The organism is Austwickia sp. (genome assembly GCA_016699675.1).
Taxonomy (GTDB): Bacteria; Actinomycetota; Actinomycetes; order Actinomycetales; family Dermatophilaceae; genus Austwickia.
Window position 1 is genome coordinate 165875 of sequence record CP064985.1, and the last position, 18796, is coordinate 184670.

General features: G+C 73.8%; 21 protein-coding genes. 5 read left to right on the plus strand and 16 right to left on the minus strand.

Annotated features, from left to right (window positions below; translation table 11 throughout):
- Positions 1-29: 29 nt before the first annotated feature.
- Positions 30-860: an elongation factor Ts gene (locus IPK37_00780; GenBank protein ID QQS01069.1), complete on the minus strand. Its 831-nt coding sequence runs from the start codon at positions 858-860 to the stop codon at positions 30-32.
- A 46-nt stretch (positions 861-906) separates the two neighbouring features.
- Positions 907-1902, minus strand: coding sequence for a 30S ribosomal protein S2 (rpsB, locus tag IPK37_00785; protein ID QQS01070.1), 996 nt, complete (start codon positions 1900-1902; stop codon positions 907-909).
- A 304-nt stretch (positions 1903-2206) separates the two neighbouring features.
- Here rpsB and IPK37_00790 point away from each other — a divergent pair, with 304 nt between their 5' ends.
- Together IPK37_00790 and IPK37_00795 are read left to right on the plus strand one after the other, a co-directional pair.
- Positions 2207-3367: an aminotransferase class I/II-fold pyridoxal phosphate-dependent enzyme gene (locus IPK37_00790; protein ID QQS02584.1), complete on the plus strand. Its 1161-nt coding sequence runs from the start codon at positions 2207-2209 to the stop codon at positions 3365-3367.
- A gap of 148 nt (positions 3368-3515) precedes the next feature.
- Complete coding sequence (locus IPK37_00795) at positions 3516-4124, plus strand: M23 family metallopeptidase (protein QQS01071.1); 609 nt, start codon at positions 3516-3518, stop codon at positions 4122-4124.
- Between the two features lie 59 nt (positions 4125-4183).
- Here the strand turns inward: IPK37_00795 and IPK37_00800 are convergent, their stop codons facing one another.
- The 5 genes from IPK37_00800 to IPK37_00820 all read right to left on the minus strand — a co-directional run bounded on the left by IPK37_00800 (position 4184) and on the right by IPK37_00820 (position 9261).
- On the minus strand, positions 4184-4876 hold the full coding sequence (locus tag IPK37_00800; protein ID QQS02585.1) for a DUF3152 domain-containing protein: 693 nt from the start codon (positions 4874-4876) through the stop codon (positions 4184-4186).
- Between the two features lie 151 nt (positions 4877-5027).
- Positions 5028-6047, minus strand: a complete 1020-nt coding sequence (locus tag IPK37_00805; protein QQS01072.1) for a tyrosine recombinase XerC — start codon at positions 6045-6047, stop codon at positions 5028-5030.
- 96 nt (positions 6048-6143) lie between these two features.
- Positions 6144-7295: a DNA-protecting protein DprA gene (gene dprA / locus IPK37_00810; GenBank protein QQS01073.1), complete on the minus strand. Its 1152-nt coding sequence runs from the start codon at positions 7293-7295 to the stop codon at positions 6144-6146.
- Positions 7292-8848, minus strand: a complete 1557-nt coding sequence (locus IPK37_00815) for a YifB family Mg chelatase-like AAA ATPase (protein QQS01074.1) — start codon at positions 8846-8848, stop codon at positions 7292-7294. The genes dprA and IPK37_00815 overlap by 4 nt, the downstream gene beginning before the upstream one ends.
- The gene (locus tag IPK37_00820; GenBank protein QQS01075.1) at positions 8845-9261 is read right to left on the minus strand and encodes a YraN family protein; all 417 of its coding nucleotides are present in this window, start codon (positions 9259-9261) and stop codon (positions 8845-8847) included. The genes IPK37_00815 and IPK37_00820 overlap by 4 nt, the downstream gene beginning before the upstream one ends.
- A gap of 89 nt (positions 9262-9350) precedes the next feature.
- Between IPK37_00820 and IPK37_00825 the strand changes: the two genes are divergently transcribed.
- Positions 9351-10193, plus strand: a complete 843-nt coding sequence (locus IPK37_00825) for a D-alanyl-D-alanine dipeptidase (protein QQS01076.1) — start codon at positions 9351-9353, stop codon at positions 10191-10193.
- A 55-nt stretch (positions 10194-10248) separates the two neighbouring features.
- On the opposite strand, the gene IPK37_00830 is transcribed toward IPK37_00825, so the two are convergent.
- The 9 genes from IPK37_00830 to rpsP form a co-directional block, all read right to left on the minus strand.
- Positions 10249-10572 (minus strand): DUF2469 domain-containing protein, encoded by a 324-nt coding sequence (locus tag IPK37_00830; protein QQS01077.1) that lies wholly within the window; start codon positions 10570-10572, stop codon positions 10249-10251.
- Positions 10562-11395, minus strand: coding sequence for a ribonuclease HII (locus IPK37_00835; protein ID QQS01078.1), 834 nt, complete (start codon positions 11393-11395; stop codon positions 10562-10564). Before IPK37_00835 ends, IPK37_00830 begins: the two co-directional genes overlap by 11 nt.
- Positions 11392-12315 carry a signal peptidase I gene (lepB, locus tag IPK37_00840; GenBank protein ID QQS01079.1) on the minus strand — a complete coding sequence of 308 codons (924 nt, stop codon included), beginning with the start codon at positions 12313-12315 and terminating at the stop codon, positions 11392-11394. The genes IPK37_00835 and lepB (IPK37_00840) overlap by 4 nt, the downstream gene beginning before the upstream one ends.
- Before the next feature lie 85 nt (positions 12316-12400).
- A complete protein-coding gene (gene lepB, locus IPK37_00845; GenBank protein ID QQS02586.1) occupies positions 12401-13093 on the minus strand; it encodes a signal peptidase I in 693 nt (230 codons plus the stop codon).
- Positions 13090-13446, minus strand: a complete 357-nt coding sequence (gene rplS / locus IPK37_00850) for a 50S ribosomal protein L19 (protein ID QQS01080.1) — start codon at positions 13444-13446, stop codon at positions 13090-13092. The genes lepB (IPK37_00845) and rplS overlap by 4 nt, the downstream gene beginning before the upstream one ends.
- Positions 13447-13656: 210 nt before the next feature.
- Positions 13657-14904, minus strand: coding sequence for a tRNA (guanosine(37)-N1)-methyltransferase TrmD (trmD, locus tag IPK37_00855; GenBank protein QQS01081.1), 1248 nt, complete (start codon positions 14902-14904; stop codon positions 13657-13659).
- Positions 14905-14914: 10 nt separating this feature from the next.
- Positions 14915-15490, minus strand: a complete 576-nt coding sequence (gene rimM, locus IPK37_00860; GenBank protein ID QQS01082.1) for a ribosome maturation factor RimM — start codon at positions 15488-15490, stop codon at positions 14915-14917.
- A gap of 72 nt (positions 15491-15562) precedes the next feature.
- On the minus strand, positions 15563-15805 hold the full coding sequence (locus tag IPK37_00865; GenBank protein QQS01083.1) for an RNA-binding protein: 243 nt from the start codon (positions 15803-15805) through the stop codon (positions 15563-15565).
- 2 nt (positions 15806-15807) lie between these two features.
- Positions 15808-16443, minus strand: coding sequence for a 30S ribosomal protein S16 (gene rpsP, locus IPK37_00870; protein QQS01084.1), 636 nt, complete (start codon positions 16441-16443; stop codon positions 15808-15810).
- A 280-nt stretch (positions 16444-16723) separates the two neighbouring features.
- Here rpsP and IPK37_00875 point away from each other — a divergent pair, with 280 nt between their 5' ends.
- On the plus strand, positions 16724-18064 hold the full coding sequence (locus IPK37_00875) for a sensor domain-containing protein (protein QQS01085.1): 1341 nt from the start codon (positions 16724-16726) through the stop codon (positions 18062-18064).
- A gap of 49 nt (positions 18065-18113) precedes the next feature.
- Complete coding sequence (locus IPK37_00880; GenBank protein ID QQS02587.1) at positions 18114-18749, plus strand: response regulator transcription factor; 636 nt, start codon at positions 18114-18116, stop codon at positions 18747-18749.
- Positions 18750-18796: the final 47 nt, after the last annotated feature.

An 18796-nucleotide genomic window follows, 5' to 3' on the forward strand; every position in this document is an offset into this window, starting at 1 on the left:
TGGCGCTGGACCTGGGCCGGTGCGGCCGGTCAGCTGCCCTGGCCGACGCGCAGCCGGGCGAAGCCGGTGGCCTGCGCGCCCGCGTCCTTGAGCACCTGCTGCACGGTCTTCTTCTGGTCCTTGGCGAACTTCTGCTCCAGCAGCACGTTCTCCGCGAAGAAGCCGTTGACGCGACCCTCGACGATCTTGGGCAGCGCCGGCTCCGGCTTGCCCTCCTCGCGGGCCGTCGCCTCGGCGATCCGCCGCTCGTTCTCGACCGTCTCGGCCGGGATCTCCTCGCGCGTCAGCACGGTCGGGGAGAACGCCGCGATGTGCATCGCCACGTCCTTGGCCGCCGCGTCGTCGCCCTCGTAGCCGAGCAGGACGCCGATCTGGGCGGGCAGGTCGGGACTGGTCTTGTGCAGGTAGCTGACGACCTTCGGGCCCTCGACGCGCGCCATGTGGCGCACCTCGATCTTTTCCCCGATGGTCGCGTTGGCGTCGTCGAGGACCTCCTTGACGGGCTTGCCGTCGATCGTCGCCGCGAGCAGCTCGTCGGTGCTCTTGGCGCCGCTGGCGACGGCGGCCTGCAGCACGCTGTCGGCGAGCTCGATGAACTTGGCGCCCTTGGCGACGAAGTCCGTCTCGCAGTTGACCTCGACGAGGGTGCCGACGCCTCCGTCGACCTTGGCGGTGACCAGGCCGTTGCTCGCGGAGCGACCCTCGCGCTTGGTGACCCCCTTGAGGCCCTTGACGCGCAGGATCTCGGTGGCCTTGGCGGCGTCGCCGTCGGCCTCCTCGAGGGCCTTCTTGACGTCCATCATCCCGGCGCCCGTGGCCTCGCGGAGCGCCTTGATGTCAGCGGCGGTGTAGTTCGCCATGCGATTTCCCTATCTGTTCGATGCGGAAGGTCTGAAGCGGCGCGGGTCAGCCCTGCGCCGCGGCGTCGTCCGACGCCATCGCGGCGTCGACGGCGGGCGCGTTGGCCGCGACCGGGTCCACTCCGGCGACCTCCGCCGCGGCGGCCTCGGTGGCCTCGGCGACGGCGGCCTCCTCGGCCGGGTCGACCACGTCCGCGGTTGCGGTCTCGTCGGCGGCCTCGGCCACCGACGTCGGGCCCGTCTCGACGTCGGTCGCGGCCGCCGCCTGCTCACCGGCGAGCAACTCGCGCTCCCACTCGGCCATCGGCTCGTCGGCCACGGGGGCCCCCTCGCCCTCGCCGGCGCGGACCTGGCTGCGGGTCATGAGACCGTCGGCCACGGCGTCGGCAATGACGCGGGTGAGCAGCGTGACGGAGCGGATCGCGTCGTCGTTGCCCGGGATCTTGTAGTCGACCTCGTCCGGGTCGCAGTTGGTGTCGAGGATCGCGATGACCGGCAGTCGGAGCTTGCGCGCCTCGGTGACCGCCAGGTGCTCCTTCTTGGTGTCGACGATCCACACCGCCGAGGGCACCCGGTTCATGTCTCGGATGCCGCCGAGCGTGCGCTCGAGCTTCTCCTTCTCGCGACGCAGGACGAGCAGCTCCTTCTTGGTGCGCCCGCTGCCGGCCACGTCGTCGAAGTCGATCTCCTCGAGCTCCTTGAGCCGCGACAGGCGCTTGTGCACGGTGTTGAAGTTGGTGAGCATGCCGCCGAGCCACCGCTGGTTGACGTAGGGCATCCCCACGCGAGTGGCCTGCTCGGCAATCGGCTCCTGGGCCTGCTTCTTCGTGCCGACGAACAGCACCGAGCCGCCGTGGGCCACGGTCTGCTTGACGAACTCGTACGCGTCGTTGATGTAGGTCAGCGACTGCTGCAGGTCGATGATGTAGATCCCGTTGCGCTCCGCCATGATGAAGCGCTTCATCTTCGGGTTCCAGCGACGGGTCTGGTGCCCGAAGTGGACGCCGCTCTCCAGGAGCTGGCGCATGGTGACGACGGCCATGCCGAGGTCTGCCTCTCGTTGGTTCCAGTTGTCGGCGCCGACCGCGGGGGTGCGGCGGTGCCCCTGGTGCCCCCGACGCGGCGCCACCGGGGCCCTATCGTGAAACACGGAGGTGAACACGCTGGTCGGGCGACCGGACTGCGGCGCTGCGCCCCCGTTTCGGAGGGTGTCCTCGTCAGACGGGTGAGTGGGCACGCGAATTCCACCCCGGCGAGCCGTGGCGGTGCCCCCATCGTACGGGGTGGGCCGCCCGCGCACCCAATCGCCTAATCTCACCGACATGGAGCCGGTGCTGGTGGGGCGGATGCGCGAGTTCGGGACGACGGTCTTCACCATGATGAGCCGGCTCGCGGTCGAGCACGACGCGGTCAACCTGGGCCAGGGGTTCCCGGACCAGGATGGCCCGGCGCCGGTGCTCGCGGCCGCGGTGGCCGCGATCGAGGCGGGCGAGAACCAGTACCCGCCGCTGGTCGGCGCCCCCGTGCTGCGCGCGGCCATCGCCGCGCACCAGGAGCGGTTTTACGGGTTGGCCGTCGACCCCGACGAGGAGGTGCTGGTCACCGCCGGCGCCACCGAGGCCATGGCCGTGACGCTGCTGGCGCTGTGCGAGCCGGGGGACGAGGTGGTCCTCATTCAGCCGTCCTATGACGCCTACGCGGCCGCGGTCGCGATGGCCGGCGCCACCCGGCGTACGGTCTCGCTCGCCTTTCCGGGGCTCGAACTCGACGTCGACGCCCTGCGCGCGGCCGTCGGGCCGCGGACCCGGGCCATCGTGCTGAACAGCCCGCACAACCCGACCGGGAAGGTGTTCTCCCCCGCCGAGCTGGCGGCCATCGGGGCCGTCGCGCTGGCGGCGGGCTGCTGGGTGATCTGCGACGAGGTGTACGAGCACCTGACGTACGACGTGCCGCACGTGCCCCTCGCCGCCCTCGCGCGCACCGATCCGACCCTGGCCGGTCTGGCCGAGCGCGTGCTGACGATCTCCTCGGCGGGCAAGACGTTCTCGGTCACGGGCTGGAAGGTGGGCTGGCTGACGGGCCCGGCGGCGGCGGTGGCGGCCGTGGCGGCGGTCAAGCAGTACCTCTCCTTCACCGGCGGTGCCCCCTTCCAGCCCGCCGTCGCGGTGGGCCTGGGTCAGCCGGACGACGCGTACGCCGAGCTCACCGCCAGCCTGCGGCGCCGCCGGGATCTGCTGGCCGAGGGGCTGGCTGCGGTGGGCTTGGCGCCGCTCGGCGGCCAGGGCACCTACTTTCTGCTCGCGGACGCCGGACCCGTCGGCGGCGGCGGCGCGGAGGCGTTCTGTCGCGAGCTGCCCGCGCGCGTCGGGGTGGCGGCGATCCCCGTCTCGGCCTTCTGCGACGACCCGTCGGTGGCGCCCGGGCTGGTGCGGTTCGCGTACTGCAAGCGCGAGGACGTGCTCCGGGAGGGGATCCGCCGGCTGGGGGCGCTCCGCGCAGAAGCCTGACGCAGCGGCCTGACGCAGCGGCCTGATGGGTAGGCCGGAGCGGTGAGAGCGCGGCGGGTTCGTCCACACCCCGGTCCCGGTCGCCGGCGTTCCACAGGCGGGCGACGGGTTCGCCCGCGACACCGTACGTCGCACGCAGGCTGACGGCATGCCCCACGCGCCCGCTCTGGTCTTGGCCGGCGCGCTGCTGCTCGCGGGCCCGGCGGCCTGGGCCGTGACGCGCCCGCCGGCGGCCGATCCTGTCCCGGCTCCTGCCTCGGCCCGCATCCCGGCGGGCGAGCTCGCTGCGGTCCACCCGATCGACGCGCCGCCCGAGACGGCCGCGCCGTCGGCCCGTCCGGCAGAGACCGGGCGGTGGGCGTGGCCACTGACACCGCGCCCCGCCGTGGTCCGAGCCTTCGACGCACCGGCCCAACCGTGGCTGCCGGGCCACCGGGGCGTGGACCTGCGGGCCGCGCCGGGTGCGGCGGTCCGCTCCCCCGCCGCCGGGGTGGTGGCGTTTAGGGGCATGGTGACGGGACGGCCGGTTCTCTCGATCGACCACGCGGGCGGGATCCGCTCGACGTACGAGCCGGTGCTCTCCACCCTGACCCAGGGGACCACCGTTTCCGCAGGTCAGATCATCGGCACGGTGGAGGCGGGGCATGACTGCCCCACCCCGACCTGCCTGCATTGGGGCGCGCGGCGGGGCGAGACGTACGTCGACCCGCTGCGGCTTCTCGACGCCGCCCCACCGATCCTGCTGCCGATGCGCTGACCCAACCCGGCCGGTTAACGCCCCTTTCGGGGAGCGGTCACGCGCCTGGCCGGGCGTGGTCAGGGCTCCTGGCCCGGCACGGGCCAGGGATAGCGCGTGCAACCGTCCAGGCCGAGCGTCTGCTGGAGCATCACCGGCGCGGGCCGGCCCGGGCCGGCACACGTCTCGTGGTCGTGGCCGATGGCGTGCCCGACCTCGTGGCTGACGAGATAGATCCGGTAATGCAGCAGATCGTCGGGGTAGTACGGCACGCCCTGGGTCCAGCGCAGCGAGTTCAGCGCCACGCGTTCGCCGTTGTTGCAGCTGACCTGGCCCTCCGTGTCCATCGGCGCACACATCTCGTCGACGGTGTCGGGGCTGGCGAGGGTGACGCGGACGTCGACGTGCTCGCCGGCGGCGGCCTGCTCGGGTGAGACGTTGACGAAGTGCACGTTGTCCTGGGTCTCCCAGCCGCGGCGGTCGGTCAGGACGTCGTGGACCACGTGCGCGTAGTTCGCCTCGTCCACCCCCGCCCCGTCCTCGACCTCGACGGTGTAGCGGACCGTGCGCCCCCGGGCCGCCGAGTCCGACCCCGGGACGGTGAGCACGCGGGTGGTGCCGGCGCCCCTGGTGGGGACGGCGGTCGCCGATGTCGCCGGGCGGCTGGCGAGCCCGGCGCTGCTGGTGGCTGCCGGTGCGGTGGTGCTCGCCGACGGGGATACGGGCGCGGTGCTGGGCGCCGCCACCGAGGTAGACGTCGCGGGGTTCGACATACCGGCCAGCGCGGGCTCGGTGCGCCCCCACCCCACGGCGGACGCCAGCACGGAGACGAGCACGAGGCCCGCCGAGGTCGTCGCGAGCGCCTTCCCCGTGGTCCACGGCCCGAGCCGCCGGACGGCCCGGAGCAGGTCGGGACGGTCGCGGTCAGGCCCGGGGGTGGGCTTGCTCATAGGACCTCCTCAACCGCTCGGGCGAGACGTGCGTGTAGATCTGGGTGGTGCCGAGGCTCGCGTGCCCCAGCAGCTCCTGCACCGAGCGCAGGTCGGCCCCGCCTTCGAGCAGATGGGTGGCGGCGCTGTGGCGCAGCCCGTGCGGGCCGAGGTCCGGGGCGTCCGGCAGGTGGGCGAGCAGCGCGTGCACCACCCGGCGGACCTCCCGTTGGTCGATGCGGCCGCCGCGCCGCCCCAGGAACGCCGCGGGCCCGGACGCCGGCGCGGCGAGTCGGGGCCGACCGCGGCGGAGCCAGTCGGCCACCGCGGCCCTGGCGGGCACGCCGAACGGCACGGTGCGCTGCTTGCCGCCCTTGCCCAGCACGCGGGCGAGTCGCTGGTCGAGGTCGATGTCGTCGACGTCGAGTCCGGTCAACTCCCCCACCCGGATGCCCGACCCATAGAGGAGCTCGAGCATCGCCAGGTCGCGCAGGTGCAGGGGGTCGTTGTCGTCGGCCGCGACCTCGGCCAGGTCGAGCAGGGCGCCGGCCTGGTCCACCTTCAGGACCCCGGGCAGGGTGCGGTGGCGCTTGGGGGCGGCCAGGCGCTCGGCGGGGTTGACCTCGACCAGCCCGGTCCGACGCGCCCACGTGTAGAAGGCCCTGGCGGACGCCGCCCGCCGGGCGATCGTGCCGCGGGCCGCCCCCTGGCCGGACTGTTCGCCGAGCCACGCCCGGAGCACCCGCACCGACACCGCGTCGGGCGTGAGGACGTCATGTCGCCAGGCGAATTCGGCCAGCGAGCGCAGGTCCGCACGGTAGGCGCGGACCGTGTGCGGCGAGGCGTTGGCAGCCAGGGCCAGGTACCGACAGAAGTCGGCCACCTGTTCCGCCCAGGGCGCCGGCGGGCCGTCCCCCGGCTGCACGATCTGCGCCTCGCTCACTGCTCCAACGTCGCCCAGGACGGCCTTCGGCACAAGCGCCCGCGCCGGACGCGTCGGCGGGAATCTCACCATCCGGTTCGGAACGTGAATCTTCTTGGTGGACAACACAGTTCACGATCAACCCGCGGGATTCCGTGGCCCGCGGACTGGGTCGCTCGTCCGATTCGGTCAGCCGGCGATCCGGCGCCAGCCGACGCCGTCGCGGACGGCGAGCCCGTCCAGCTCCAGGCGCCCCAGCGCCGCCCGGACGTCCCGCTCGCCCAGTCCGGCGATCTGCGCGAGCCGCGCGACCGGGCTCCCCGAGCGGGAGGGCAGGGCGTCCTGGACTCGGCGGGCCACGTCGTCCAGACCGTCGGTCCGGCGGGCCGGCCCGCGTCGCGCCGGGACCAGATCGTCGCCCATGACGCCGAGCATCTCGGCCACCTCGTCGACGTCCGTGACGAGGGTCGCCAGCCCCGCCCGGATCATCTCGTGGCACCCGGCCGAGGACATCGACGTGACCGGACCCGGCACGGCCATCACCACCCGACACAGCTCGGCCGCCGTGCCGGCCGTATTGCGGGAGCCGGATCGCAGCCCGGCCTCCACCACGACCGTGCCCTGGGTCATCGCGGCGATGAGTCGGTTGCGCAGGAGAAAGCGCTGCTTCATCGGTGCGGCACCCGGGGGTGCCTCGCTGATGACCGCGCCGACGCGGGCGATCTCCTCCAGCAGACGGGCGTGGGCGGCGGGGTACGGGCGGTCGACGCCACCAGCCAGCACTGCGATCGTGGCCGCCTCGACGCCCAGGGCTCCCCGATGCCCGGCGGCGTCGACGCCGAAGGCGGCCCCGCTCACCACGGCGTACCCGCGGGAGCCCAGCCCCGCCGCGAGCTGCGCCGCCATCCCCTCGCCGTACGCCGTCGCCGCCCGCGCCCCCACGATCGCCACGCTGCGGGCGCTCGCGGCTCCCACCGACACGGGCCCGCGCACCCACAACCCGAGCGGGGGAATCGGCAGGTCATCGACGCCGGCGGGCCAGTCGGGATCGCCCGGCACAACGAACCGCGCGCCGATGTCGTGGCCGCGGGCCAGGTCCCGGTCGACATCGAGGCCGGCCAGTCGCGCCCCGAACCGCCCCGAAGCCGATCCCTCGGACAGGTGCGGAAGGCGGTCGAGGGCGCCCACGACGCCGTACGCCGCGACGAGCTTGGCCGCGACGGGATCCCCGGGCTCAGCCAACCGGCTCCAGGCGCAGCGCGCCCGCCGCTCGGCCTCGGCCGATCCGGCGCACCCGGCCGTACTCGCTGTCCCGTCCATCCCGGCGGTCGACCCCGTCATGCCGCCACCGCCTCTCGGGATCGCAGCGTGAGCGCCGTCCCGATGTCGTCGCGGGTCACCGCCTCGCCGTCGGCCAGGTCGCGCAGCGTCCGGGCGAGCCGCAGCACCCGGTCGTACCCGCGCAGGGTCAGCGCGCCGCGGTCCATGGCCCGGTCCAGGTCCACGCGCGCGGCGGCCGCCACGGACCACCGTCCCCGGCGCAGCGCCGCGCCCGGGACCTGGGCATTCAGGGTCCACGGCGTGCCGAGATAGCGCTCCCGTTGCCGTCGCCGCGCCGCGGCGACCCGGGCCGCCGTCGTCGCGCTCGACTCGCCGGCGCCGCCGGCCAGCGCCGCCAGCGAGATCGCCGGAACCTGGAGCTGCACGTCCACCCGGTCGAGCAGCGGGCCGGCCAGCCGGGCCAGGTATTCGCGGCGGGCCCGCGGGGCACACGAACAGTCCCGGCCCTTGCCGTGCCCCTTCCCGCACGGGCACGGGTTGGCGGCCATGACCAGCTGGAATCGGGCGGGATAGCGCACCGACGCCCGGGCGCGGGCGACCACGACGGTCCCCGACTCCAGGGGTTGCCGCAGCGCCTGCAGCACCTGCGGACGAAACTCGGGAGCCTCGTCCAGGAACAACACGCCGCAGTGCGCCTGCGAGATGAGGCCCGGCCGCACCGCGCCGCTCCCGCCACCGATGACCGCCGCCATCGAGGCGCCGTGGTGCGGGGCGACGAACGGTGGGCGCTCGACGAGCACGCCTGGCGGGAGCGCCCCGAGGATCGACTGGATCGAGGTCACGGCCAGGGCCTCCTCCCTGGTGAGCCGCGGCAGGATCGACGGGAGCCGCTCCGCGAGCATCGTCTTGCCTGCCCCCGGGGGCCCGAGCAGGAACACGTGATGACCTCCCGCGGCCGCCACCTCCACGGCCAGCCGCGCCTCCTCCTGCCCCACGACGTCGGCGAGGTCCGGGACCGGGTTCTCGGGTCGTCCACTGGTGGGCGAGGTGGTCGAGTTGACGCCCGGGCGCTCCCAGACCGGCGCGGGGCGGCCGGTACGGCGCGCCTCGTGGAGCGCTCGCACCTGGGCGAGACTGTGCGCCGGGAGCACCTCGACACCCGGGACCAGCTCCGCCTCCAGGACATTGGCCGCGGGCACCACGACGGTCCGCGCGCCGTGCCGGGCGGCGGCGAGGACCAGCGGCAGGACCCCCGGCACCGGTCGCACCGAGCCGTCCAGCCCCAGCTCCCCGATGTGCACGACCGGGGCGACCTCAGCCGACCCGATCTCGCCGGCCGCCACGAGCGCCGCCATCCCGATGGCCAGGTCGAGGGCCGCCCCCGACTTCGGCAGCGACGCCGGGGACAGGTTGACGACGAACCGGCGATCGGGCAGTCGCAGTGCGGAGTTCGCCGCCGCGGACCGGATCCGGTCGGCGGCCTGGCGGCACGCCGCGTCCGGCAGCCCGACGATGAGGAACGTCGGCAGCCCCAGCGCCGCGTCCGCCTCCACCTCGACGGGCGCGCCCTCCATCCCGACGAGCACGACGGATTTGGTGCGGCCCAGACTCACGACAGCACCCCCACGAGGTGATCGATCTGCGTCGGCCCGTCGTAGGGCAGCACGACCCCCACGACGTCCACCCGCATCGAGCGGGTGGCCCCGGTCAGCTCCGGATGATCCTGGATCCACCAGCCCGCGAGCCTCCGCAGCCGCGCCAGCTTGCGCCAGGTCACCGCCTCCAGCGGCGACCCGTACGCCAGGGTGCGCCGGGTCTTGACCTCGCACACCACCAGGCAGTCACCATCGCGGGCCACGATGTCCAGCTCGCCCTCCCGCCGGCGCCAATTCCGGTCCAGGATCTGCAGCCCCTGACCGGTCAGGTAGTCGGCCGCGGCCCGCTCGCCGTACGCCCCCAGTGCCTGGCGCCGCCGGTCCACCGGCAGTCCGGTCTGTTCGGGGGCGCGCCGGCGGCTGTTCGTCATGCCGCCGAGGATCCTCCGCCGCGGCCGCCGCTCCGCTGGGGCGGCCGCTGCCCTGTGGACGGCGCAGATCACCACCGGGGGTGTGGACAATGGGTGCCGTGAGAAACGGGGCGTGCTGGGCGCGAGGATCCCGAGGACCGGCGCGGGTCACCATCGCCCGCGCGGCCGCAGCCGTGGCCGTGGGTCTGGGGGCCAGCCTGGCGGGCTCCGCAGGTCCGGCGCCCTCAGCGACCCCCGCCACGCCTGCGACCTCGACCACGGCGACGACGCCCGGCGCGTCCACGACCCCGAGCACGTCGTCCACTCCGACCGCCCCGACCACCACGTCGCCCAGCGCCTCGACCCCGACGGTCCCGCCGCTGTCGCCCGCGGCCACGGCCGCCGGCCTGCTGGACGTGCGCTCGATCGTCCCGGACGCGGTCATCGACCTGCGCTACGCCACGGCCAACAACTTCACCAGGGTCCAGATCTACCCCACGGGCGCGCGCTGCCTGGTCCACGAAGCCATGCGCCCGGGACTGGTCGAGGCCGCCCGACGCCTGCGGTCGGCCGGGGCGGTGCTGGTGTTCCTCGACTGCTACCGCCCGCACGACGCGCAGGTCCGCCTCTGGGAGGTCTACCCCGACCCGGCCTGGGTGGCCCGCCCCGGATCGAACGCCACCAGCCACGAGGCCGCCCGCTCGGTGGACGTCACGCTGGCCGACGCCGCGACCGGTCGCCTCTACGACATGGGCACCGAGTTCGACGACTTCACCCCGCGGGCGACGGCGTACGCGACCGCCGGCCTATCCCCCACCCAGCTCGCCCACCGCACCCTGCTCCGCGAGGCCATGGCCGCGGGCGGCCTGCCGATCTACGCCGGCGAGTGGTGGCACTTCGACGGCCCGGAATCAAAGACGCCGCGCCCCCACCTCGGCGTACCGGTCGCCTGAGCGCGCCCGGTGGGCCGCCTCAGCCTCCGGCTCCCACGCGGGCTCCGACGCGGACTCACCGACCGAATTCGTCGTTCTCCGGCACCTCGAGATCGGACTTGGCCAGCTCCTCGATGTTGACGTCCTTGAACGTCACGACCCGCACGTTCTTGACGAACCGCGCGGGCCGGTAGACGTCCCACACCCAGGCATCCGACATCGACACGTCGAAGTAGACCTCGCCGCCGTCGCTGCGGACCTTCACGTCGACGGAGTTGCACAGGTAGAAGCGCCGCTCGGTCTCCACGACATGGCTGAACAGGCCCACCACGTCGCGGTACTCGCGATAGAGCTGCAGCTCCATCTCGGTCTCGTACTTCTCCAGGTCCTCAGCACCCATCGACCCACACCTCCTGGCTGACATCATGGCCCATGGTGGCGGGCGCCTCGGACACCGACTCCCGGCAGGTCAGGTTCCAGGACCGTCGGTGCAGCTCACACGGGCCGTGGGCCAGCAGCGCGGCGCGGTGCCCGGGCGCGGCGTAGCCCTTGTTGATCTCCCACTGGTACGCCGGATAGGCCGGCGCGTGCCCGACCATGAGGGCGTCCCGCTCGACCTTGGCGAGCACGCTGGCGGCGGCCACGGACGAGCAGCTCATGTCGGCCTTGATCTTGGTCTGGACCGGGGGCACCGGCGGCTCACGGGGCGCGGTGGGCTCATCGCCGGTCTCGGCCAGCAGGCCGAGCAGGCCCATCTCGGCGGGGTCGCTCAGCCAGTCGTGATTGCCGTCGAGGATGACCAGGTCGGGCACGATCCCCGCGGCCGCGAGCGCCCGGCGGCCGGCGAGCCGCAGGGCCGCCATGATGCCGACCTCGTCGATCTCGGCCGGGCTCGCGTGGCCCACCCCCCACGCGAGGGCCCAGCGCCGCACGGGGCGCACGAGGGCCTCCCGCCGGGCAGGGGTGAGCAGCTTGGAGTCGCGCACTCCCGTGGGTGCGGACCGGCAGGTCTCGTCGATGCACACGACGCCCACCGTGACCGGCCCGGCGAGCGCGCCGCGGCCGACCTCGTCCATGCCCGCGAGCACCGGGTAGCCGGCGCGCTGCAGCGCCCGTTCGACGCGCAGCGAGGGCGCGGTGTTGCGGACGGGAGCGGTACGGCGTGGCGAGGCGCCCGCCCGCGTCGCTCCGGCGGGACGGCCCGGGGCGTAGGCCTGGGTCATGGGGTGCCCGCCGGCACGGACCCGGAGCTCGGCGATTCGCCCTTGACCTGCGGGGTCGGCGCGGGAACCGCGGAGAACGCCTCGCCACCCCCTAATCCGGTCACCCGGCCCAGCGGCCAGACCACGGCGAGCGCCTTGCCGACGACCCGGTCGACCGGGACGCTGCCGTAGAAGCCGGTGTGGTCTTTCACGTCGCCGGGCTCGTCCGTCGCCGGCAGCCCGGGTGCGCCCTCGGGGGTGTCGGGGCCGGTGTCGTTGTAGCGGCTGTCGCGGGAGTTCGAGCGATGATCGCCCATGACCCACAGCTTCCCGTCGGGCACGCGGATGTCGAACGGGATCGTGCTGGGCTTGTCGCCCGGGAAGAGATAGGGCTCGGTGACGGCGGTGCCGTTGACCTCGAGCCGGCCGTCGACGGCGCAGCAGCGCACGTGGTCGCCGGGCAGGCCGACGACCCGCTTGATGAGGTGGTTGTCCTCCTGGCTGGGCAGGATGCCCACCCAGGACAGCCCGTCCTTGAGCTTGCCCACGGCGCCCTCGTCCTTGGGCACCGGGACGAGGTCGCCCAGCCACTGCCCGGGGTCCTCGAAGACGACCACGTCGCCGCGAGCCAGGTCGAAGGGGCCGGGGGTCAGCTTGCTCACCACGACCCGGTCGTCCCGGATCAGCGTGTCGTTCATGGAGTCGGACGGGATCCAGAACGGCTGGATGAGGAAGGTCTTGACGAGGGAGGACAGCACGAGCGCGAGGACCAGCACCAGGGTGGTCTCGCGGACCAGGTCGAAGACCCGCGCGCCGACGCTGCGTGGCGCCTCGTCCTCGGCATGCGCCCCGGCCGGTTCCTCGGCGAGCACCTGGCCGGCGGCGTCGCCGTCGGCCTCGTTGCCTGGCTCGTCCGCAGCCCGCCCCGCGTCCTGGCTCATGTCCCCGTCCTGGTGTCGCTCGGCTCGGTCCTCCGCCGGCGTACGACGGCTGACACTCCTTCGGCCACTGCGGAATCCGGTCCGGTCAGTCCAGGGACCCGATCCCCGAAAGGGGCCAGTACCGGAAGAGTACGGGACCGATGATGTCGTCCACGGACACCGTTCCGCCGCCGGGCGAGGCGGTGTGGAACCTGGAGTCCGCGGAGTGCGCCCGGTGGTCCCCCATCAGCCACACCCGTCCCGCGGGCACCTGGACGTCGAAGGGGGTCTGGCTCGGCTCGTCGCCGGGGTAGACGTACGGCTCGGCCAGCGCCGACCCGTTCACGGTGAGCCGGTGCTGCGCGTCGCAGCAGGTGACGCGGTCGCCACCGACCCCGACGACGCGCTTGATGTAGACATTCGCGGGATCGTGGCCCTCGACGTCGCCGATGGCCCGCTCCAGCGGCCCGGGCGCGACGCCGGCAACGGGGCCCCACGTGGTCGCCCCGTCGAACACGACGACATCGCCCCGGCGGACGTCGCCGCCGCGCCATTTCGCGACGGCGACGCGGTCGCCGAGGGCCAGGGTGTTCTCCATCGACCCCGTGGGGATCGCGTAGATGCCGACCAGGAAGACCCGGACCAGCACGCTGATGAGCAGCGCGATGAGCAGGACGAGCCAGGTCGGCAGGGGCCGACCGGAGCGGCCTCGGCGGCGCCGGTCGCTGCGCGAGCTGCCCGCCTGGGCGTCGGTCGCGCCCGGGTCGTCGACGTCAACCACCGGCGCGGGGCCGCTCAGCGCGCGACGGTCTCGCGCTTCTCGCGGATCTTGGCGGCCTTGCCGCGCAGGTCGCGCAGGTAGTAGAGCTTGGCGCGCCGGACGTCACCGCGCGTGACGACCTCGATCTTGTCGACCACCGGGCTGTGCACCGGGAAGGTGCGCTCCACGCCGACCCCGAAGCTGACCTTGCGCACCGTGTAGGTCTCGCCCACGCCGTGGCCGTGGCGGCGGATGACGACGCCCTGGAAGATCTGGATGCGGCTGCGCGTGCCTTCAATGACCTTGACGTGCACCTTGACGGTGTCACCGGCGCGGAAGGCCGGGATGTCGGTGCGGAGGCTGGCGGCGTCGACGGCGTCGAGCTTGTGCATGACGGTTTCGCTTTCTCGGCGCTGCCACGGGTCAGCCCGGGATGATCGATCTCGGGTCGCGCCGGCCGACCGCATGCGCCGCCGCCTGGGATCCGACCGGGATCCAGACGCTCGGCTGCACTCCCCCCGTGGAAGGGGCCTGTCAACGGGCTCGGACGCGAGGTCCCATTGTGCCAGAGGGGCGATGGCTGCCGGAAATCCCGTCGGCCATCACGCCATGGGGCCGTCGCGGGTGGGGCGTCCCGGCAGGCGCGCCAGCAGCTGCACGGTGCCGTGGTACGGCGCCGGTTCGCGCAGCACGCGGAATCCCGCCTTCTTGTGCATCCGCTGGTTGCGGGCGCTCGCCGCGCCTGTGAGCAGCCAGGCGCGCCGGGCCCGCGGGTCGGCCGTCGCCAGGACGTGCGCCAGCAGCGCCCGCCCGATGCCGCGCCCCTGCAGGTCCGGCGCCACCATCAGGCGGCCGACCTCCCAGGTCGCGGGTGCGTCGGCGGGATCGTCGCCCCACGCCGTCAACCGGCCACGCACCGAGCCGACCAGGCGGCCCGCGGCGGGATCGCGCAGCACCCAGGTGCGCCAGTCCGCGCCCGGTGCGAGCGCGGCGCTGATGTCGGGCAGCGACTCGGTGAGCGGGGGAATGTCGAGGGTGTCGTTGGCCTGGGCCTCCACCACCCAACACGCCCGCGTGAGCGTGAGGAGTTCGCCCGCATCGCCGGGGGTGGCCGGCCGCAACGGCAGCGCGCTTGCTCCAGACAGCACCGCGCTGGGGCGCAGCAGGTCGGGGCGCCGCGCCGCCGTACGGGCTCGTCGTTCCTCCGCCCGCCACGCCGCGATCCGGGCGTGGTCGCCGGAGCGCAGCACCGCCGGTACGTCGTGACCGCGCCAGCTCGGCGGCTTCGTGAAGACCGGGTACTCCAGCAGGCCGCCGGTGTGCGACTCCTCGGCCAGCGACTCCTCGTTGCCGATGACACCCGGGATCAGGCGCGCGATCGCCTCGACCATCGCCAACACCGCGACCTCGCCGCCGTTGAGCACGTAGTCACCCAGCGACAGCACCCGCACCCTGTCGGCGCCGAGCCGCCCGCGGTACTCGTCGTACACCCGCTCGTCGATCCCCTCGTACCGCCCGCACGCGAACACCAGCCAGGGCTCCTGCGCGAGCTGCGCCGCCACCGCCTGGCTGAACGGCTCCCCGCCGGGCCCGGGAATGACCAACACCGGAGATGGGTCCCCCGACGCGAGGATCGCGTCCAGCGCCTCCCCCCACGGCTCGGGCTTCATCACCATCCCGGCGCCCCCGCCGTACGGCGTGTCGTCCACCGTGCGGTGCCGGTCGTGGGTGTGCGCGCGCAGGTCGTGCACCCGTACGTCGAGTGGGCCACCCGATCGGGCCTTCCCGATGAGCGAGAGCTCCAGCGGGGCCAGGTAGTCGGGGAAGATCGTCACGACGTCGACGCGCACGCGAATCCCCTCACGTCTCGAGGTCGAACAGCCCGTCGGGCGCGTCGATCACCACGCGACCGGCGGCCGGATCCAGCACGGGCACGAGCGCCTCGACGAGCGGGACCAGGCCGGAGCGCCCGTCGGTCAGCCGCACCGCGAGCCGGTCCTGGCCGATGCCCACGTCCAGCCCGGTCACCTCGCCGACCCGCTCCCCCGCCACGTCGTACACGGCCAACCCGAGCAGTTCGGACTCATACCAGCCGTCCTCATCCTCACCGCCGTCCGCGCCGGCGCCGCCGTCGTCCGGGCCGCCGTCGGCACCACGGTCCTGGGCCGCCAGCACCAGGCGCCCGCCACGCAGGGCCTCGGCGGCGGTGCGGTCGGCGTACCCCTCGAAGGCCAGCAGCCAGACGCCGTTGTGTACGCGTACGGTCTCGATGGTCAGCTCGGTCGGCGCGATCGCGCCGGGCGGCCCCGACAGGCCCTCGCACCCGAACCGGGCCCCCGGCACCAACCGCCCCTGCGGGTTGTCGGTGTGCAGCTGCACGGTGACCTCGCCGCGCAGCCCATGGGGTTTGCCGATGCGCGCCACGACGGTGTCCACGGCTGCCTCCTCACGCGGCGAGGGGTACGACGGCGCCCGGCGTACCCCTCGCTGCCGTAGCGGACCGGTCGCTCAGCGCATCCGGTCGGTGTCGACGATGTCCACGCGGACGGCCTTGCCGCCGGCGAGGGCGGTCATGACCGTGCGCAGCGCGCCCGCGGTGCGTCCCGAGCGGCCGATGACGCGCCCGAGGTCGTCCGGGTGGACCCGGACCTCCAGCACGTCCCCGCGACGCAGCTCGCCATGCCGCACGACGACATCCTCGTCGTGCTCGACGATGCCCCTGACCAGGTGCTCGAGGGCTTCCTCGAGCACGATCAGGCCTCGCTCTCGCTCTTCTCGGCGGCCGCGTCGGCGGCAGCCTCGGGCGCGGCCTCCGCGGTCGGCGCCGACTCGTCACCGGCGGCGGCGACCTCCACGGTCGCGTCGGCCTCGGCGTTGTCGGCGGCGGCCTGCTCGGCAACAGCCTCGGCCTGCGCCGGCTGCTCGTCGGCGGCGGGCGCCTCGGCCTTGGGCTCATCCGCCTTCGGCGCCTCGGCCTTGGGCTCTTCGGCCTTCGCGGCCTTCTTGCGAGTGGTCGGGCCGGACTTCTCGTAGTCCTCGTCGGCCTTGCCGGCGGCGGCCATCGCGGCCTCGTACCGCTCCTTCTTCGTGGCCTTGGTCGGCTGCGGCTTCAGGGTGCCCTCCGCGCCGGCCTCGCCCTTGAACTTCTGCCAGTCGCCGGTCACCTTCAGCAGCGCGAGGACCTGCTCGGTGGGCTGGGCGCCGACGCCCAGCCAGTACTGCGCGCGCTCGCTGTCGATGTCGATGACGCTGGGCTCGGCGGTGGGGTGGTACTTGCCGATCTCCTCGATGGCCCGGCCGTCCCGCTTGGTGCGGGAGTCCATGACGCAGACGCGGTAGAAGGGGGCGCGGATCTTGCCCATCCGCTTGAGGCGAATCTTGACGGCCACGGGTGTGGTCACTCCTTGTTCGGTTGTGAGGCGCGGCCAGACCGGCGGTACGTCGGGTGCCGGGGTGCCGTCCCTCGGGGTGTAGGCGCCCGAGATCCCGGCGCAGGACGAGCAACGTCGCGCAGGCCGGGCGGGTACAGCCATCCATTGTGCCAGACCCACGCGGCGCCCCCGACCACGCCGTACGACCTCCGAGGCCCGCGCTGTCGGGGTAACCCGACACGGTCCTGGCCAGGTCGCGGGATAGTGGAGCGCACCAGCGCCTTCCTACCGTTGAGCCATGACCAGCACCGCACCGGAACTGACAGAGGTCGCCATGTCCGAAGGCTCGAGCCCCGCTCCCCGCCGGGAGATGGTGCGGCGCACGCTGCGGGACTCGGCCTACCTGCTTGTCTCGTGGCCGGTCCTCATCGTGGCCTTCTCCGTCGTCATCAGCCTGCTGGCCACCAGCGTCGGCCTCGCCATCGTGTGGGTGGGCATCCCGCTGCTCCTGGTCACGTTCGGCGCGGCCCGGGCGTTCGTGCTCGCCGAGTGCTGGCTGCAGCGCACCCTGCTGGACGCGACCCCCGCGCCCGGCGCCTACCTGCCGCGCCGACCGGGCGAGGCACTGTGGAAGTCCGCGCTCCGGCTCGTGGTCGACCCCCAGTCGTGGATCGACGTGCTGTTCAGCCTGTTCGCCTGGGTCGTCGCGCTGGTCACCTGGAGCCTGACGGTGACCTGGTGGTCGACGGCACTGATCGGGCTGGCCAGTCCGGTGCTCCATGCGTTCCTCCCGGACAATGTCGCCGGCATCGGCAGCCTGCTGACCGCGCAGAGCCCCGGCGTGCGCACGGCCGTCGACCTGGCGACGGGGCTGCTCGCCCTCGGCACGCTGCCCTGGGTCACGCGTGGCCTGGCGTCCGTGCAGTCCGCGCTGTTCGGGGCCGTGCTCGCGGCCCGCGGTCTGCGCGCGCAGGTCACCCACCTGGAGGCGAGCCGCACCGCGGCCCGCGACGCGGAGGCCGCCTCGCTGCGCAAGCTCGAGCGGGATCTGCACGACGGCCCGCAGCAGCGCCTCGTCCGCCTACAGATGGACCTCGGTCGCGCCCTGCACCAGGTCGACGCCGACCCCGCCAGGGCCCGCGTCGCCATGGAGTCCTCGCTGACCCAGGCGCAGCAGACCCTGGATGAGCTGCGCAACCTGTCCCGCGGCATCGCCCCGCCCATCCTGGTCGACCGCGGGCTGGTCGCCGCGCTCGACGAGCTCACCGCCCGCAGCGCCATCCCCGTCCGCTTCGTCACCAACCTGCCCCGCGACCGGCGCCCCGACGAGATCCCCGCCCGCGTGCAGGACGCCGCCTTCTACGTCGTCTCCGAGGCCCTGACGAACGCCGCCAAGCACTCCGGCGCCGAGCGCGCCGAGGTCGAGGTGCATCTCGGCGAGCAGATGCTGCGGGTCACCGTTCGTGACGAGGGGCGCGGCGGCGCGACGTACGACGGGAGCGGCGGCCCCCTCGACCGCACCGGTGGGACGGGACTCCTCGGTCTGCGCGACCGCCTCGCCGGGCTCGACGGGATGCTCGACCTCTACTCCCCCGCTGGCGGCCCGACGGTGTTGACCGCGATCCTGCCCTGCGGGTGATCAGCGCCGGGGCCGCCGGACGGCGCCGTGGTTGAGTGATCCCGTGAGCCTGCGCATCGTTCTCGCCGACGACTCCGTGCTGCTGCGCGAGGGCCTGGAGCTGATCCTCGCCGACGCGGGGCACCGGGTCGTCGGCCGGGCCGGGGACGGACCGAGCGCCATCGAGCTGACCCTCGCCGAGCGGCCAGACCTCGCCGTGCTCGACGTACGGATGCCGCCCAGCCACCGCGACGAGGGCATGCGGGCGGCCGCCGCCATCCGCGCCGCGTGGCCCGAGGCGTCGCTGCTGATCCTGAGCCAGTACGTCGAGCGCAGCTACGCCCGCGACCTCGTCGGCCCGGGCTTCGGCTACCTGCTCAAGGATCGGGTCAGCGACATCCCCGCCTTCCTGACGGCGGTGGAGACGGTGGCCGCCGGCGGCACCGTGATCGACCCCCAGGTGGTCGCGCAGTTCCTGGCCTCCCCCGTCACGGCCCCGGTCGACGCCTTGACCCCGCGCGAACGGGAGGTGCTCGCCCTGATGGCCGAGGGCATGGGCAACGCCGCGATCGCCCGGCGGCTCGCACTCACCGAGGGGGCCATCGAGAAGCACACCCAGCGCATCTTCGCCAAGCTCCAGCTCGATCCGGGGTCCGACCAGCACCGCCGCGTGGTCGCGGTGCTGGCCTACCTCGACCGGCGCTGACGATGCGCCCGGGCAGGGTTCTCTCACATCCAGCCTCGCGCAGTCGA

Bases quoted from the DNA above. Each gene is read 5' to 3' on its own strand.
- IPK37_00780 (QQS01069.1), bottom strand. From the start codon at position 860: ATGGCGAACTACACCGCCGCTGACATCAAGGCGCTCCGCGAGGCCACG.
- rpsB (QQS01070.1), bottom strand. From the start codon at position 1,902: ATGGCCGTCGTCACCATGCGCCAGCTCCTGGAGAGCGGCGTCCACTTC.
- IPK37_00790 (QQS02584.1), top strand. From the start codon at position 2,207: ATGCGCGAGTTCGGGACGACGGTCTTCACCATGATGAGCCGGCTCGCG.
- IPK37_00795 (QQS01071.1), top strand. From the start codon at position 3,516: ATGCCCCACGCGCCCGCTCTGGTCTTGGCCGGCGCGCTGCTGCTCGCG.
- IPK37_00800 (QQS02585.1), bottom strand. From the start codon at position 4,876: ATGTCGAACCCCGCGACGTCTACCTCGGTGGCGGCGCCCAGCACCGCG.
- IPK37_00805 (QQS01072.1), bottom strand. From the start codon at position 6,047: ATGGTGAGATTCCCGCCGACGCGTCCGGCGCGGGCGCTTGTGCCGAAG.
- dprA (QQS01073.1), bottom strand. From the start codon at position 7,295: ATGACGGGGTCGACCGCCGGGATGGACGGGACAGCGAGTACGGCCGGG.
- IPK37_00820 (QQS01075.1), bottom strand. From the start codon at position 9,261: ATGACGAACAGCCGCCGGCGCGCCCCCGAACAGACCGGACTGCCGGTG.
- IPK37_00825 (QQS01076.1), top strand. From the start codon at position 9,351: ATGGGTGCCGTGAGAAACGGGGCGTGCTGGGCGCGAGGATCCCGAGGA.
- IPK37_00830 (QQS01077.1), bottom strand. From the start codon at position 10,572: ATGGGTGCTGAGGACCTGGAGAAGTACGAGACCGAGATGGAGCTGCAG.
- IPK37_00835 (QQS01078.1), bottom strand. From the start codon at position 11,395: ATGACCCAGGCCTACGCCCCGGGCCGTCCCGCCGGAGCGACGCGGGCG.
- lepB (QQS01079.1), bottom strand. From the start codon at position 12,315: ATGAGCCAGGACGCGGGGCGGGCTGCGGACGAGCCAGGCAACGAGGCC.
- rplS (QQS01080.1), bottom strand. From the start codon at position 13,446: ATGCACAAGCTCGACGCCGTCGACGCCGCCAGCCTCCGCACCGACATC.
- IPK37_00875 (QQS01085.1), top strand. From the start codon at position 16,724: ATGACCAGCACCGCACCGGAACTGACAGAGGTCGCCATGTCCGAAGGC.